Here is a 13217-nt window from a genome sequence, read left to right as displayed (position 1 = left end):
AGCAGCTACGCGCTCCAGACGCCGGTCTCGAAGAACCGGCGGATGACGGCCTCATGCGGCTCGGGGTCCAGGCCCTGGCCGGACAGCCACGCCGGATTGTAGTAGTTGCCGGCATAGCGGTCGCCGCCGTCGCACATCAACGACACAATGCTGCCGCGCTGTCCCGCGGCGACCATTTCCGCCATGAGTTGCCAGACACCCCACAGGTTGGTACCGGTGGACGGTCCGGCATGCAGGTCGGCGACCGTGCGCAGGTGCCGCATGGCTGCGATGGACGCGGCATCCGGAACCTGGATCATGTGGTCGATGACGGCGGGCACAAAGCTCGGTTCCATCCGCGGGCGGCCGATGCCTTCGATCCGTGAGGGCAGGCCGGTGCTGGTCCCGCCCGCACCGTTCACCCAGCCGGGATAAAATGCGGAATTCTCCGGGTCCACAACCGCAAGGCGCGTGTTGTGGCCGCGGTAGCGCAGGTAGCGGCCGATTGTCGCGCTTGTGCCGCCGGTCCCCGCGCCCACCACGATCCAGTGCGGAACGGGGTGTTTCTCCAACGCCAGCTGCCCGAAGATGGACTCCGCAATGTTGTTGTTGCCGCGCCAGTCCGTGGCCCGCTCCGCGTAGGTGAACTGGTCCATGTAGTGGCCGTTGGACGTGGCAGCGACGTCCGCAGCCGCGGCGTAGACCTCTGAGGCATGCTCAACCAACAGACACGAGCCGCCGAACTGTTCGATCAGCGCGATCTTCTCCGGGCTCGTTGTACGGGTCATGACTGCCACGAACGGCAGCCCCAGGAGCTGCGCGAAATATGCCTCCGAGACCGCGGTGCTGCCGCTGGAAGCCTCTACGATGGTGGTACCTTCGCGGATCCAGCCGTTAACCAGGCCAAAGAGGAACAGCGAGCGGGCCAGCCGGTGCTTGAGGCTCCCCGAACGGTGCGTGGATTCGTCCTTGAGGTAAAGCTGGACACCCCAGTGCTCCGGGAGCGGTACCGAATAGAGGTGGGTATCGGCGGACCGGTTGTTTTCTGCATTTACTTTTCGGATGGCCTCATCAGCCCAGGCCCGGTCCGCGCTCGCGTTCTTCACCCAACCAGCCTACCGGCGGCCCTCCCTGCCGGCCGCTTTGCCGGAGCTAGAGTTGGATCAGGAACTGCACACCCCGCAATTGCCAAGGAGAACGATGGGTCCACTAATGGATGTCCCGGCTTTGGCGGCGCGTTTCGACGCCGGCCTGCGAACCGTGGTGCTGGACGTCCGCTGGGCGCTGGGAGACCCGCACAGCCGGGAACACTACCTTGAAGGGCACCTCCCGGGCGCAATTTTTGTGGACCTTTCCACCGAGTTGGCGACGCCGGCCACTCCGGCCCTCGGCAGGCACCCGTTGCCCACCCACGACGAGTTCCAGGAAACTGCCAGGCGCTGGGGGATCAACAACGGCGACGTCGTGGTGGCCTACGACAACAGCGGCAACATGGCTGCCGCCCGCCTCTGGTGGATGCTCCGGAACGCCGGGTTCCAGGGCGTATACCTGCTCGACGGCGGCCTGGCAGCCTGGCGGGACGCCGGACTGCCGCTGGACACCGGACCGGTGGACGCCGCCGTCGGGCGTGTTTCCTTTGATGTTTCCCCCGCTGGAGGCAGGATGCCCAGCATCGACGCGGCCGGAGCGGCGGACTGGCCCTCAACAGGCGTCCTCCTGGATGCCCGGGCCGGCGAAAGGTACCGGGGCGACTTTGAACCCGTTGACCCCCGCGCCGGCCACATTCCGGGCGCCCGCAGCGCTCCAACAACGGAGAACGTGGACGGAGCCGGCCTCTTCCTGCCGGCCGACCTGCTGCGGCGCCGGTTCGAGCACCTAGGCGTCCGCGACGGCGTCCCCGTGGCCGTCTACTGCGGCTCGGGCGTGACCGCCGCCCATGAGGTGGCCGCCCTCGAAATCGCCGGGTTCCAGGCCGCGCTCTATCCGGGATCCTTCTCGGAATGGTCCAACAACCCGGCCCGGCCGGTGGCCACGGGAAGCGGCCCGAGCGGCCATGCGGCCGCCCGCGGGGGTATCGTCGAAGGATGACCCCGGGACGCCCCGTACCGCAGCCCCTTGACCACCCCGTTGTGCGAGAGCTGCCTGGACGGCCTGGAACAGTACTGGGAAAGCGGGCTGACCGGGACCTACGGCGCCAAGGATCCACGCAACGGCGACGCCATCACCCAGGGCGGCTACGGACCTTTCCCTCAGATCGACCTCATCATTGACACCGTGGCCGCGCCGCACGACCTGAATCCGTTCTTCCGTACCCTGCGCGCGGACGGTGCGCTGTTCCAGCTGGGCTTGCCGTCCGACGCCATGCCGCCGGTCAACCCCGGAGCCCTGATCAGGCGCCGGGCCAGGGCAGCGGAGCTCCTCGGCATCGTGGGACTCTCATCCTGCGCGGACAAACGCCCGCACCAGCTCTCCGGCGGACAGCGCCAACGGGTCAACATCACCCACGCCCGGATGGGAGACCCCAGAATCCTGCTTGTCGACGAACCCACGGCAGCTCTGGACCACGAACGCAGCGACTCCATCGTCTGATGCTGCGCCGCGTCACCGACGACTTTATGGTTGCCACCGTTATGGTCACGCACGACACCGAATTCGTCCCGCTGTCCGACGCGGTGGCCACCATGCGCGACGGTCACCTCACTGCCCCCGTGCTGACGGCGGCCTGAGGCTGCGCCCCGGTTCCGGGGAAAGCTACTGGCCGGTATCGCTGTGAGCGGACGAATTAGATAACGGTACGGCAACGGGCGTAACGTCAGATTATGACTCCAGGACGCCCCGTACCCCCGCCCCTCGCCACGCCCCTTCCCGAGCTGGGTGACGTCCAGCTGAACGATAACGTCCAGGCTGACGGCAGCACCCTCGTTGCAGCCTACGGCGCCACGGCCCCTGACAGCGGCCTGGTTCCGCTGACCGTTGCACGCCGTGCACCCAAGGCCGACGACGTCGAGATTTCCATCGACTTCGTCGGCCTGTGCCACTCCGATGTCCACGCCACCCGCGGTGAATGGGGCGGCGACAAGTACCCGCTCGTCCCGGGCCACGAAATCGTCGGCCGTGTCAGCCGTGTCGGCTCCGACGTCGACGACTTCGCGGTCGGTGACCGCGTCGGCGTCGGCTGCATGGTCGATTCCTGCCGCGAATGTGAGGCCTGCCTCGACGGCCTCCAGCAGTACTGCGAAAACGGCATGATCGGCACCTACGGCGCCCAAGACCCGCGCAACGCCGACGCCGTCACCCAGGGCGGCTATTCCACCTCCATCGTGGTGGACCGCAATTATGTTCTGACCATCCCGGAGGGTCTGGACCCGGCCGCCGCGGCGCCGCTGCTCTGCGCTGGCGTGACGACCTACTCGCCGCTGAACCACTTTGAGGTCGAAGAGGGCGACGTCGTTGGTGTCGTTGGCCTCGGCGGACTCGGCCACATGGCCGTCAAGATCGCCAAGGCCATGGGTGCGGAGGTGAAGGTCTTCACGACCTCGGAGAAGAAGTTCGCCGCCGCCCGTGAACTCGGGGCAGACGACGTCATCCTCTCCAAGGACGCGGCCGCGATGGCCGCCGCGGACCGCAGCATCGATGTCATCATCGACACCGTCGCCGCCCCGCACGACCTCAACCCGTACTTCCGCACGCTCCGCCAGGACGGCGCGCTGTTCCAGCTGGGGCTGCCCTCCGAGGCGATGCCGCCCGTCAACCCCGGTGCCCTCATCAGCCGCCGCATCGCCTACGCCGGATCGCTGATCGGCGGAATCGCCGAGACCCAGGAAATGCTGGACTTCTGCGCCGAGCACGGGGTGGTCTCCGACATCGAAATGGTGACGGCCGAGGAGCTGAACGAGGCGTACAACCGGATGGTTGCCGGCGACGTCAAGTACCGGTTCGTCCTGGACGTGAGCACCCTGCACGCCCCCTCCGGAAGCGCTGACGCATGAGCACCATCTTCACCCGGATCATCAACGGTGAAATCCCCGGCCGGTTCGTGTGGCGGGAGGACGATGTGGTCGCGTTCCTGACGACGGGTCCGCTGGCCGACGGCCATACCCTGGTGGTGCCCACCGAGGAAGTCGACCGCTGGACCGATGCCTCTCCCGAGCTGCTGGCCCGGGTCATGGAGGTGGCACGCAAGATCGGCGCCGTCCAGGTCGACCTCTTCGGCGCCGCCCGCGCGGGTCTGATCGTGGCCGGCTACGAGATCAACCACCTGCACGTCCACGTGTGGCCCTCCAGGACCATGGCTGACTTCGATTTCGCCTCGGCGGACCAGAACCCGGACCCCGCGGTGCTGGACGCCAACGCCGAGAAGCTGCGCTCCGGGCTCCGGGCCGCTGGCTACGCGGAGTTCGTTCCCGCAGGCTGAGCCTGATGCTCGCGCCGGTTTAGGTCGGCGCGAGCGCCTTGTTCAGGACAGCCCTGATCCGCTTTTCGGAGACGGAATAGGCAGTTCCGAGCTCGACGGCGAACAGGCTCACCCGCAGCTCTTCGATCATCCAGCGGACCTGGATCAGTTCGGCACCCACCCGCCGTCCCGGCAGCAAGGCCGACACAGCGTCGTCGTAATCGTCTTCCAGCCGCTGGACCGCGGCCATGATTAGCCCATCCCGCTGGACGTTGCCGGGGAGCTTTTCGATGCGTTTCTCGATGGCGGCGAGGTAGCGGGGGAGCTGGCTCAGCTGCCTGTAGCCGGTGCGGGCCACAAATCCCGGGTACACGAGCTGCTCAAGCTGGCTCCTGACATCGTTCAGGGCGCTGATGAGCGCCAGGCTGGTGGTGCCCTTCAGCTGTTTCTCGATCAGCCGGGTGCTGGCCAGGATGCGCTCCACCACGGCCGTCACACTAAAGACGGTATCGATCAGTTCCGCGCGGACCTGTTCATAGAGGGAGTCGAAGGACGCCCGGTCCCACGGAAGTTCCGCCGGGGTCAGTTTGTCCACGGCAGCAAGGGCACAATCGGCAATGAGGGCTGACACCGAACCGTGCGGATTCTGGCTGAACGTCAGCTTCTCCGTGTTGTTCAGGTGCTCCAGGACGTAGCGGTCCGGTGCCGGCACCCTGAGGGCGAGCAGCCGGATCACACCGCCGCGCATGGCCTCGAGCTGCTCCGAGGAGGTCTGGAAGACGCGCAGCGCCACCGACGTTCCTTCATCCACCAACGCCGGGTAGCCGGTGACGGTGTGGCCCTTAACGGTGTTGCTGACCTGCCGCTGCAACGTGCCGAAGGCCCATTCGGTCAGGCCGGCCTGTTCATGGAAGCCTGTGCTTGTGCCCGCCGAATTTCCGCCTGCCGATGACGCGGGTACATTCCCGCCGGACTTTCCCTGTGACTTCGAATTTCCACGGGACTTCGGCGCGGTGGTTCCGGGCGTCGCCCCCAGTGATTCCGCAATGGCGCGGCGTGTTGCCGGGGCCAGCCGCTCCTGCAGGGCCGCGAGGTCCTTGCCCTCATCCAGCGCCTTGCCCTGGGTATCGACAACCTTGAAACTCACCCGCAGGTGGGGCGGCACAGCGTCCCAGTTCCATGAACCTGCGGGGATGACGTGGCCGCGGATCCGGCGCAGGGCCAGCTCCAGTGAAGCTTCCAGCTCGTCATGCGCCGGATCGAAGTCAGATTCCAGGGCAGCGACGGCTTGCCGGGCCACATCCGGGGCGGGGACAAAGTTTTTGCGGACCTGCTTGGGGAGTGACTTGATCAGGGCAGCCACGAGTTCCGCGCGCTGGCCGGGGATCAGCCAGCGGAAGGCGGCATCATCGAGCTGGTTCAGGAAGAGCACCGGGACTTCGGCCGTGACACCGTCGGACGGGTTGGGCGGTGACCCTGGCGCCACCGGGTGGAACTCGTAGCTGAGCGGCAGCTCGAAGCCCTTGTGCATGAGGAACTTAGGATAAGCGGCCTCGTCCAGGTCGTCGGCGTCGTAGAGCAGCAGTGACTTGTCGTAGTCCAGGAGGTCCGGACTCTGCTGCCGGGCCTCCTTCCACCATTTGTCGAAGTGTCGTTCGGACACAACGTCGGGGCCGATCCTGGCGTCGTAGAACTCAAACAGCGTTTCGTCGTCCACCAGCAGGTCGCGGCGGCGCATCCTGGCCTCAAGTTCCTCGACCTCAAGGAGGAGGGCGCGGTTGCGGTGGAAGAACTTGTGGTGCGTTTTCCAGTCGCCTTCCACCAGGGCGTGCCGGATGAACAGCTCGCGGGCCAGCACGGGATCCACGCGGCTGTAGTTGACCCGGCGCTGCGGGATGATGGGCACGCCGTATAGGGTGACCTTCTCGTACGCCATGACCGCGCCCATTTTGGTGGACCAGTGCGGCTCGCTGTAGCTGCGTTTGACGAGGTCCGGTGCCACCTGTTCTGCCCAGGCGGGATCGAACTTTGCTGCGACCCTGGCCCAGAGGCGGCTCGTTTCCACTAGTTCGGCAGCCATCACAAACGTCGGGGACTTCTTGAAGAGGGACGAGCCGGGGAAGATGGCGAAGCGGCTGCCGCGGGCGCCCGCGTACTCGCGCTTGCGCTCGTCCAGGATGCCGATGTGGCTTAGCAGGCCGGACAGCAGGCTCATGTGGATGCCCTCGTGGTTGCCCACGGGATCGGCCAGGCGCTTGTTGTCCAGGCTGATCCCCAGCGGGCGGGCCATCTGGCGGAGCTGGGCGAAGAGATCCTGCCATTCCCTGACCCGAAGGTAGTTAATGAACTCGGTCCGGCACAGGCGGCGGAACTGGGTGGATGAGAGTTCCAGCTGTTTCTCCTGCAGGTAGTTCCACAGGTTCAGGAAGCCGGTGAAGTCCGAGTTCTCATCCCGGAACCGCGCGTGCTTCTCCGCGGCGAGCTGCTGCTTGTCCGTCGGGCGTTCCCTGGGGTCCTGGATGGTTAGTGCCGCGGCCAGAATCATCACCTCGCGGACGCAGCCGCGCTTGCCGGCCTCCACAATCATCCTGCCGAGGCGGGGATCTACCGGGAGCTGGGCAAGCTGTTGTCCGACGGCGGTCAGCCCGCCGCTCTTGGCGTCACCTGGCCTGACGGCATTCAAGGCTCCGAGCTCGCGCAGGAGCGTCACGCCGTCGTTGATTGCCCGCGAGTCCGGCGGCTCGACAAACGGGAAGTTTTCCACATCCTTGGGCCCGCGGGCCACACCCATGGCGGTCATCTGCAGGATGACTGCCGCCAGGTTGGTGCGCAGGATTTCCGGATCCGTGAACAGCGGCCGGGACTCAAAGTCCTCTTCCGAATAGAGCCGGATGGCTATACCGTCCGACACCCGGCCGCACCGGCCCGAGCGCTGGTTCGCCGAAGCCTGCGACACACGCTCGATGGGCAGCCGCTGTACCTTGGTGCGGTGCGAGTAGCGGGAGATGCGGGCCGTGCCGGTGTCGATGACGTACTTGATGCCGGGGACGGTCAGAGATGTCTCGGCCACGTTGGTGGCCAGCACAATCCGGCGGTTTCGGCCCGGGTGGAACACCTTGTGCTGTTCCTGCAGGCTCAAGCGGGCGAATAGCGGGAGCACTTCGGTGCCGGCCAGGCGCCGGTTGGACTGGATCCTGGCGTTCAGGGCCTCTGCGGCGTCGCGGATTTCGCGCTCGCCGGAAAAGAAGATGAGGATGTCGCCGGGGGCCTCGGTGGCGAGCTCGTCGACGGCGTCGCAGACCGCGTCGAGTGGATCGCGGTCCTCTTCGAGTTCGTCGTCGGAGGCGTCTGCATCTTCGAAACCGGCGGGTCCGCCGGCTGGCTGGGACAGAGGCCTGTACCGGATCTCCACCGGGAACGTGCGCCCGGACACCTCGATGATGGGGGAGGGCTCGTCATCGGAGCCGAAGTGCTTGGCAAAACGCTCCGGATCGATCGTGGCCGAGGTGATGATGATTTTCAGGTCCGGCCGCTGCGGTAGGATGCGCTTGAGGTAACCCAGGATGAAGTCGATGTTGAGGCTGCGCTCATGTGCTTCATCAATGATGATGGCGTTGTATTTGCGCAGCAGCTTGTCGCGCTGGATCTCTGCGAGCAGGATGCCGTCAGTCATGAGCTTGACCTTGGTGGCGCGGCTGACTTCCCCGGTGAACCGCACCTGGAACCCGACTTCCTGGCCGATCTCCACACCTAGTTCCTCGGCAATGCGCTCAGCGACCGTGCGGGCTGCTAGCCGCCGTGGCTGAGTGTGCCCGATCAGGCCGTTGTCGCCCAGGCCCAGCTCGAGGCACATCTTGGGGATCTGGGTGGTCTTGCCGGAGCCGGTCTCGCCGGCGATGATGGTCACCTGGTTCGCTGCAATGGCAGCCTTCAGGTCCTCGCGGCGCTCGGAAACGGGCAGCTCAGCAGGGTAGGAGATATGAAATGTCATGGCTGCAGCCAGTCTACTGGGCCGCGCCTGTTTCCCGCTCTTGCTGCTGGCAACCCCGCCGTCGCCCCGGACGCTGATCCCGCCTTGCCCCGGACTCGCGGACTCCGCCCACCCAGGATATGAGGACAGGACCCGGCTCTTATGCGCCGGGTCCCGTTGTGTTAGTGCTGATGGGTAAATATGGGCAGCTTGAGGCATGCCTGCGGGTTAGAAGATGCGCAGTGTGTAGTTGGTCTAGGGATGTCCGGGGCGGACCAGGCCTGGTTGGAGGTGAGGCATGCTGAAATCAGTGGCAGTCATAGTGGTTCGGAACTTCTCGATCTTCGAGTTCGCCACGGCGTGCGAGGTGTTCGGCATCGACAGATCGGAGCGCGGCAGTAACGTCCTCGCCTTCGACTTCCGTGTCTGCACACCGCAGCCCGGTGATGTCCGGATGAAATCGGGACTCTCCATGAATGTATCGCTGGGATTGGACGCTACTGCGGACGCGGACCTCGTGATCATGACGCCGTTCGGCCGGAACGAGGACGTGCCGGAATCGGTCTTGGAGGCACTGGGCGCCGCGGACGCCCGGGGCGCCTGGGTGATGTCGAGCTGCTCCGGAGCCTTCGCCCTGGCCAGCGCCGGTCTTCTGAATGGCCGGCGGTGCACCACCCATTGGCACTATTCCCATGAGCTCGCAAGCCGGTACCCGGAAGTGCAGGTCGATGAAAACGTGCTCTATGTACAGCAAGGCAACCTGATCACCAGTGCCGGTACCGCGGCGGGAATTGATGCCTGCCTCCATCTGGTGCGCGTTGAGCTGGGCGCCAATGTGGCGGCCTCTATTGCGCGGGACATGGTGGTGCCGCCGCCGCGACGGCGGCCAGGCGCAGTTCATCGACCGGCCCGTGCCTGCCTGTGGATCGGCACCGATGGAAGAGCTGCCGCGGTGGATGGTGCAGAACCTGGAGCAGGAGCACACAGTCGTTGAGTTGGCGTCGCGCGTGCACATGTCAGCCAGGACCTTCGCCCGCCGCTTCCGGTCCGAAACCGAGGCCACGCCCGCTGCCTGGCTGAACTCGCAGCGGGTGCTCCGGGCGCAGGAGCTGCTGGAATCCACGGACCTGAACATCGACGAAGTTGCCCGGGAATCGGGCTTTGGCCAGCCCGTCCTGCTCCGGCATCACTTTGCCAAGGTGCTGGACACCCGCCCGCAGTCCTATCGCCGGGCGTTTCGGGGGCACCTGGTAGCGGCAGGCTGACTGGAGAGGCTGCTAAGCCTTGGCGGAGCCTTTAAGCCGAGGCAGGCACTTGCGGACCAGCGGTGTCCCCCCGTCCGGGCCTGTCCTCGGAGGCCGCCCGGGTGCTGTCCACCAGCACACGCCACGGTCCTGTGACTGCCTGCTCGGGCAGCGCCGCGCGGCGCTGGCCGGCCCGGATCGAATAGATGAATCGGTCTGGTTGGTTGCCGTGCACCTCGGCGGCCGCGGCCCTGACGGTCTTGGGTACCGCGTCCCAAGGGCATGCTTCCACAATTGGTTGCCACTGACTTTTGGCGCTATCGGTCTGGGCGTGCACTGTCCAAACTCGGGTCACGGCCGCGATGCCGCCGCTGCGCTCCACGCTGATCTTCATGGCCTCGGTCCTGGGCTTCCCTGCAGCCTGGCCGCTGGCTCGCGGCGGGCAGGCGTTCAACTAAAGCTTGACCTTCACAGTTTCCCACGCCTGCCGCACGGCGTCATGCTCTGGCGAATCGCTGCCGAAGAGGTCCATGGCGGATACCGCCGTTGCCTTGGCGAATACGCGGAAAGTGGCGGTGGCAGGCAGCGAGCCGCCGGTCAGTGCGTCGTACCAGATCCGTCCCGGTGCCTCCCAGGCGTTGCCGCCAAGTGACTCCGCCGTGAGGTAGAAGGCCCGGTTGGGGATGCCGGAATTGATGTGGACGCCGCCGTTGTCGGCGCTGGTGCGCACATACGAGTCCATCGAATCTGGCTGCGGATCCTTGCCCAGCACGTCGTCGTCGTACGCTGTACCCGGCGCCTTCAGGGAGCGGAGAGCCGATCCCTCAACCTGAGGTGTGAAGAGTCCCTCACCGATGAGCCAGCTGGCATCGGTCACGGCCTGGCTATTCAGGTACTGTTCCACGAGCGCGCCGAAAACATCGGACATGGATTCGTTGAGTGCACCTGCCTGGTTGCGGTAAGCCAGCCCCGCCGAGTACTGGGTGACGCCGTGCGTCAGTTCGTGCCCGATGACGCTCAGCGACCGCGTGAATCGCTCGAAAACTTCGCCGTCCCCGTCGCCGAAGACCATCTGCCGGCCGTCCCAGAAAGCATTGTCATAGAGCCTGCCAAAGTGCACTGTGGCATCGAGCGGCAGGCCTTCCCCGTCGATGGATTTGCGGCCGAAGATGTCGGCAAACAGGCGGTGTGTGTGCCCAAGGCCGTCGTAGGCCTCATCAGCAGACTGATCGCCGAAAGCCGGTTCGCCTTCCTTGCGCACCAGCTTTCCCGGCAGGTTCTCGGAACCGCCGGCATCGTAGATGCTCCTGTTGGGCGCGCCGGTGCGGACCTGCCGCAGTGCCGGGGGAACGGCCGGGACCGGCAGGGTACGGGCCGACAGGACGGACCGGACGTGGCTCAGTGCTTCCTTGGCCGCCCGCGCAGCCGCAGAAAATTGTGGCTCTTCCAAGCGAGCCAACCGCCGCAACAAATAAGGCGGAATGATGGAACAGAATGTGGCTGGAACGTGCATGGCCTACCCCTCGAGTTCGTTGAATCAGCCTACGAGGGACCACCGACAATCTGATGAAGGCGCACGCAATCCAGCGCGAACGGACAGCTGTGGCGACGACCACGCGCGAAGGGTCATTTAAGCCCCACCCGGCGCAAGGGGACGCTGGAGGCTCTGAAGTGCGCGGCGCGATTGAAGGCATCGAAAGTCGCGTCGATGTTCTCCGAGCCGCGGAGTTATGCACATAGCCATTGGGCCTCGGCGTTATTGTCGGACCCTCACGGGATGATTTGTGTATGGATAGCAGAGCAGCTGTGGCGGCGGCGGAGGCCCTTTCGGTGTCTTTCGCGGAGCTCGCTGCTGTGCTCCGGGGCGGGCCGGAAGCCGCCGGTTTCCGGGATGCTGATCCGTTGCGCCGGGTGGCGGATGGATTCCTGGACGGGCTGGCGGAGATCTCACGGTTGGACGCGAAAAGTGCTGCCCTGAAGGTCTGGCTGGCTGCCGGTTACAGCGCCGCTGCCGAGGCCCTGGCGGGCCCTGCTGAGTCGCCGCAGGACCATAGCGGGCAGGAGATGGCCGTGATCGCTGAGGTCGCGTGCGTGCTGGCGGTCAGTGAACGCGCCGCCAGTGCGCTGCTCGCGGAGGCGCGCGCGCTGACCACGGCCCTGCCGCTGACGTTCTCGGCGTTGCAGGCCGGGGTCATTTCGTGGCAGCACGCCCGGATCATGGTCGATGAAACCACTAACCTCGACAGGGCGGCCGCGGCGGCCCTCGAAGCGCATTTCCTGGACCCGGACGTCGCGAATCCGGCCCGTGGCTTCGCCGGTGAGCTCATCCCCGGCCGGTTCCGGCACAAGGCCCGCACCTGGCGGGAACGCCATCATCCGGTCAGCATCGAACAACGCCACCTACGCGGTATCCAGGACCGGCGGGTGGAGTACGCCCCGGACCGGGACGGGATGGCCTGGCTCTCCGCGTACCTGCCCGCCGATCAGGCCGCGGGGATCTGGGACCGGACCACCGCCGCCGCCCGGGCCCTCCAGGGGCCTCATGAGGGCCGGACCCTCAGCCAGCTCCGCGCAGACACCGTCGCGACCTGGCTCCTGACCGACACCAGCGCGAGCGCCGGGGCCGGAACCGGTGATGAGGGTAGGGAAAACAGCGGCAGCACGACCGGTGAAACGAGCCACCAAGAGACCGGGGGCATCGCCGTGAGCGACGGTGTTCCCTCGCCCCGGGCACAGGTGCTCATCACCGTGCCGGTGTTTGCGCTGCTGGGCCTCACGGATGAACCGGCCATGCTCGACGGATACGGACCGATCCCACCGTCCATGGCCCGCCAACTCGTGGCGGAAGGTGCGGAGTCCTTTCACCGCGTCCTGATCGATCCGCGGGACGGTGCTCCGCTGGAGATCGGGCGGACCAGCTACCGGCTCACGAAAGCGCAACGCCAACGGCTCAGACTGCGGGACGGCAAATGCCCGTTTCCCGGCTGCAGCAACCACTCCCTCGACAACGAAGCCGACCACCTCCTCCCCTGGGCCTACGGCGGCACCACCGGGATCAGCAATCTCGGCCAGCCGTGCCACAAGCACCACAGGCTCCGCCACACCACAGCCTGGACACCCACTACGGCCACCAAGAACAAACCACCCGGCTGGACATCACCCACCGGACGCCACTACACCAGCGAACACCCCGACTGGGAACCACCCCACTGGCCAGCGATGCTGACGACAGGTGCATCGAGCGCCACACCGCCGTAGCTCGGGCAGCATCGCGGGTCTTGAATCCAGGCCCACGGTCAGGCGAGGAGTCTGACGAGCCGGCCTGCGGCTCAACACGGTGGCCGCTATCCGCACGTACGACTTCGCTACGGCGTCCAGTGTCCCTTGGTGTTGGGCGCTAGGGCCCCAAGTGTTTGCGCGCGTCCGGGGTGGAACGCAGAAAACCCCCGCCGCTTTTGCAAGCGGCGGGGGTTTTTCTCTGTGCCCTCGATTGGAATCGAACCAACGACCTTCTGCTCCGGAGGCAGACGCTCTATCCCCTGAGCTACGAGGGCAATTCAGGGATCCTGCCGTTGCCAGCGGGACGTCCTAGAGCTTAGCAGGAAGGTGCCTGCAAGGAAAAACGGCCCGC

The 13217-nt window shown here is 66.1% G+C and carries 10 protein-coding genes, 1 tRNA gene and 1 pseudogene; 7 read left to right on the top strand and 5 right to left on the bottom strand.

What is annotated here, in order from left to right:
- Nucleotides 1–5: 5 nt before the first annotated feature.
- On the bottom strand, nt 6–1085 hold the full coding sequence (locus ACQCS0_RS13915) for a PLP-dependent cysteine synthase family protein (RefSeq protein ID WP_354153598.1): 1080 nt from the start codon (nt 1083–1085) through the stop codon (nt 6–8).
- A gap of 94 nt (nt 1086–1179) precedes the next feature.
- On the opposite strand from ACQCS0_RS13915, the gene ACQCS0_RS13910 reads away from it, so the two are divergent.
- The 5 genes from ACQCS0_RS13910 to ACQCS0_RS13890 all read left to right on the top strand — a co-directional run bounded on the left by ACQCS0_RS13910 (nt 1180) and on the right by ACQCS0_RS13890 (nt 4393).
- Nucleotides 1180–2067 (top strand): sulfurtransferase, encoded by an 888-nt coding sequence (locus ACQCS0_RS13910; RefSeq protein WP_354153599.1) that lies wholly within the window; start codon nt 1180–1182, stop codon nt 2065–2067.
- A gap of 273 nt (nt 2068–2340) precedes the next feature.
- Nucleotides 2341–2568 carry an ATP-binding cassette domain-containing protein gene (locus tag ACQCS0_RS13905; RefSeq protein WP_426940224.1) on the top strand — a complete coding sequence of 76 codons (228 nt, stop codon included), beginning with the start codon at nt 2341–2343 and terminating at the stop codon, nt 2566–2568.
- Complete coding sequence (locus tag ACQCS0_RS13900) at nt 2568–2705, top strand: hypothetical protein (protein ID WP_354153600.1); 138 nt, start codon at nt 2568–2570, stop codon at nt 2703–2705. Before ACQCS0_RS13905 ends, ACQCS0_RS13900 begins: the two co-directional genes overlap by 1 nt.
- A 93-nt stretch (nt 2706–2798) precedes the next feature.
- Complete coding sequence (locus tag ACQCS0_RS13895) at nt 2799–3968, top strand: NAD(P)-dependent alcohol dehydrogenase (protein ID WP_354153601.1); 1170 nt, start codon at nt 2799–2801, stop codon at nt 3966–3968.
- Nucleotides 3965–4393, top strand: coding sequence for an HIT family protein (locus tag ACQCS0_RS13890; protein ID WP_354153602.1), 429 nt, complete (start codon nt 3965–3967; stop codon nt 4391–4393). Before ACQCS0_RS13895 ends, ACQCS0_RS13890 begins: the two co-directional genes overlap by 4 nt.
- A 19-nt stretch (nt 4394–4412) precedes the next feature.
- Here ACQCS0_RS13890 and hrpA read toward each other — a convergent pair whose 3' ends face one another.
- Nucleotides 4413–8363 (bottom strand): ATP-dependent RNA helicase HrpA, encoded by a 3951-nt coding sequence (gene hrpA, locus ACQCS0_RS13885; RefSeq protein WP_426939789.1) that lies wholly within the window; start codon nt 8361–8363, stop codon nt 4413–4415.
- Nucleotides 8364–8640: 277 nt separating this feature from the next.
- On the opposite strand from hrpA, the pseudogene ACQCS0_RS13880 reads away from it, so the two are divergent.
- Nucleotides 8641–9607 (top strand): annotated as a pseudogene (locus ACQCS0_RS13880) (GlxA family transcriptional regulator).
- 31 nt (nt 9608–9638) lie between these two features.
- Here the strand turns inward: ACQCS0_RS13880 and ACQCS0_RS13875 are convergent.
- Together ACQCS0_RS13875 and ACQCS0_RS13870 are read right to left on the bottom strand one after the other, a co-directional pair.
- Nucleotides 9639–9980, bottom strand: a complete 342-nt coding sequence (locus ACQCS0_RS13875; protein ID WP_354153604.1) for a protealysin inhibitor emfourin — start codon at nt 9978–9980, stop codon at nt 9639–9641.
- Between the two features lie 60 nt (nt 9981–10040).
- Nucleotides 10041–11099, bottom strand: a complete 1059-nt coding sequence (locus ACQCS0_RS13870; protein WP_426939788.1) for a M4 family metallopeptidase — start codon at nt 11097–11099, stop codon at nt 10041–10043.
- A 275-nt stretch (nt 11100–11374) separates the two neighbouring features.
- Here ACQCS0_RS13870 and ACQCS0_RS13865 point away from each other — a divergent pair, with 275 nt between their 5' ends.
- A complete protein-coding gene (locus tag ACQCS0_RS13865) occupies nt 11375–12844 on the top strand; it encodes a DUF222 domain-containing protein (protein ID WP_426939787.1) in 1470 nt (489 codons plus the stop codon).
- Between the two features lie 223 nt (nt 12845–13067).
- Here the strand turns inward: ACQCS0_RS13865 and ACQCS0_RS13860 are convergent.
- Nucleotides 13068–13140: transfer RNA gene (locus ACQCS0_RS13860), tRNA-Arg, on the bottom strand.
- Between the last annotated feature and the right edge of the window lie 77 nt (nt 13141–13217).

It is taken from the genome of Pseudarthrobacter sp. S6, assembly GCF_050156575.1.
GTDB lineage: Bacteria > Actinomycetota > Actinomycetes > Actinomycetales > Micrococcaceae > Arthrobacter.
Note: the sequence above shows the minus strand (reverse complement) of the source record. Positions and strands in the feature narration are given on the sequence as shown.

What these genes read in the sequence shown, in the direction of transcription:
- ACQCS0_RS13910 (WP_354153599.1), top strand. Translation starts at nt 1,180, where the DNA reads ATGGGTCCACTAATGGATGTCCCGGCTTTGGCGGCGCGTTTCGACGCC.
- ACQCS0_RS13905 (WP_426940224.1), top strand. Translation starts at nt 2,341, where the DNA reads ATGCCGCCGGTCAACCCCGGAGCCCTGATCAGGCGCCGGGCCAGGGCA.
- ACQCS0_RS13900 (WP_354153600.1), top strand. Translation starts at nt 2,568, where the DNA reads ATGCTGCGCCGCGTCACCGACGACTTTATGGTTGCCACCGTTATGGTC.
- ACQCS0_RS13895 (WP_354153601.1), top strand. Translation starts at nt 2,799, where the DNA reads ATGACTCCAGGACGCCCCGTACCCCCGCCCCTCGCCACGCCCCTTCCC.
- ACQCS0_RS13890 (WP_354153602.1), top strand. Translation starts at nt 3,965, where the DNA reads ATGAGCACCATCTTCACCCGGATCATCAACGGTGAAATCCCCGGCCGG.
- hrpA (WP_426939789.1), bottom strand. Translation starts at nt 8,363, where the DNA reads ATGACATTTCATATCTCCTACCCTGCTGAGCTGCCCGTTTCCGAGCGC.
- ACQCS0_RS13875 (WP_354153604.1), bottom strand. Translation starts at nt 9,980, where the DNA reads ATGAAGATCAGCGTGGAGCGCAGCGGCGGCATCGCGGCCGTGACCCGA.
- ACQCS0_RS13870 (WP_426939788.1), bottom strand. Translation starts at nt 11,099, where the DNA reads ATGCACGTTCCAGCCACATTCTGTTCCATCATTCCGCCTTATTTGTTG.
- ACQCS0_RS13865 (WP_426939787.1), top strand. Translation starts at nt 11,375, where the DNA reads ATGGATAGCAGAGCAGCTGTGGCGGCGGCGGAGGCCCTTTCGGTGTCT.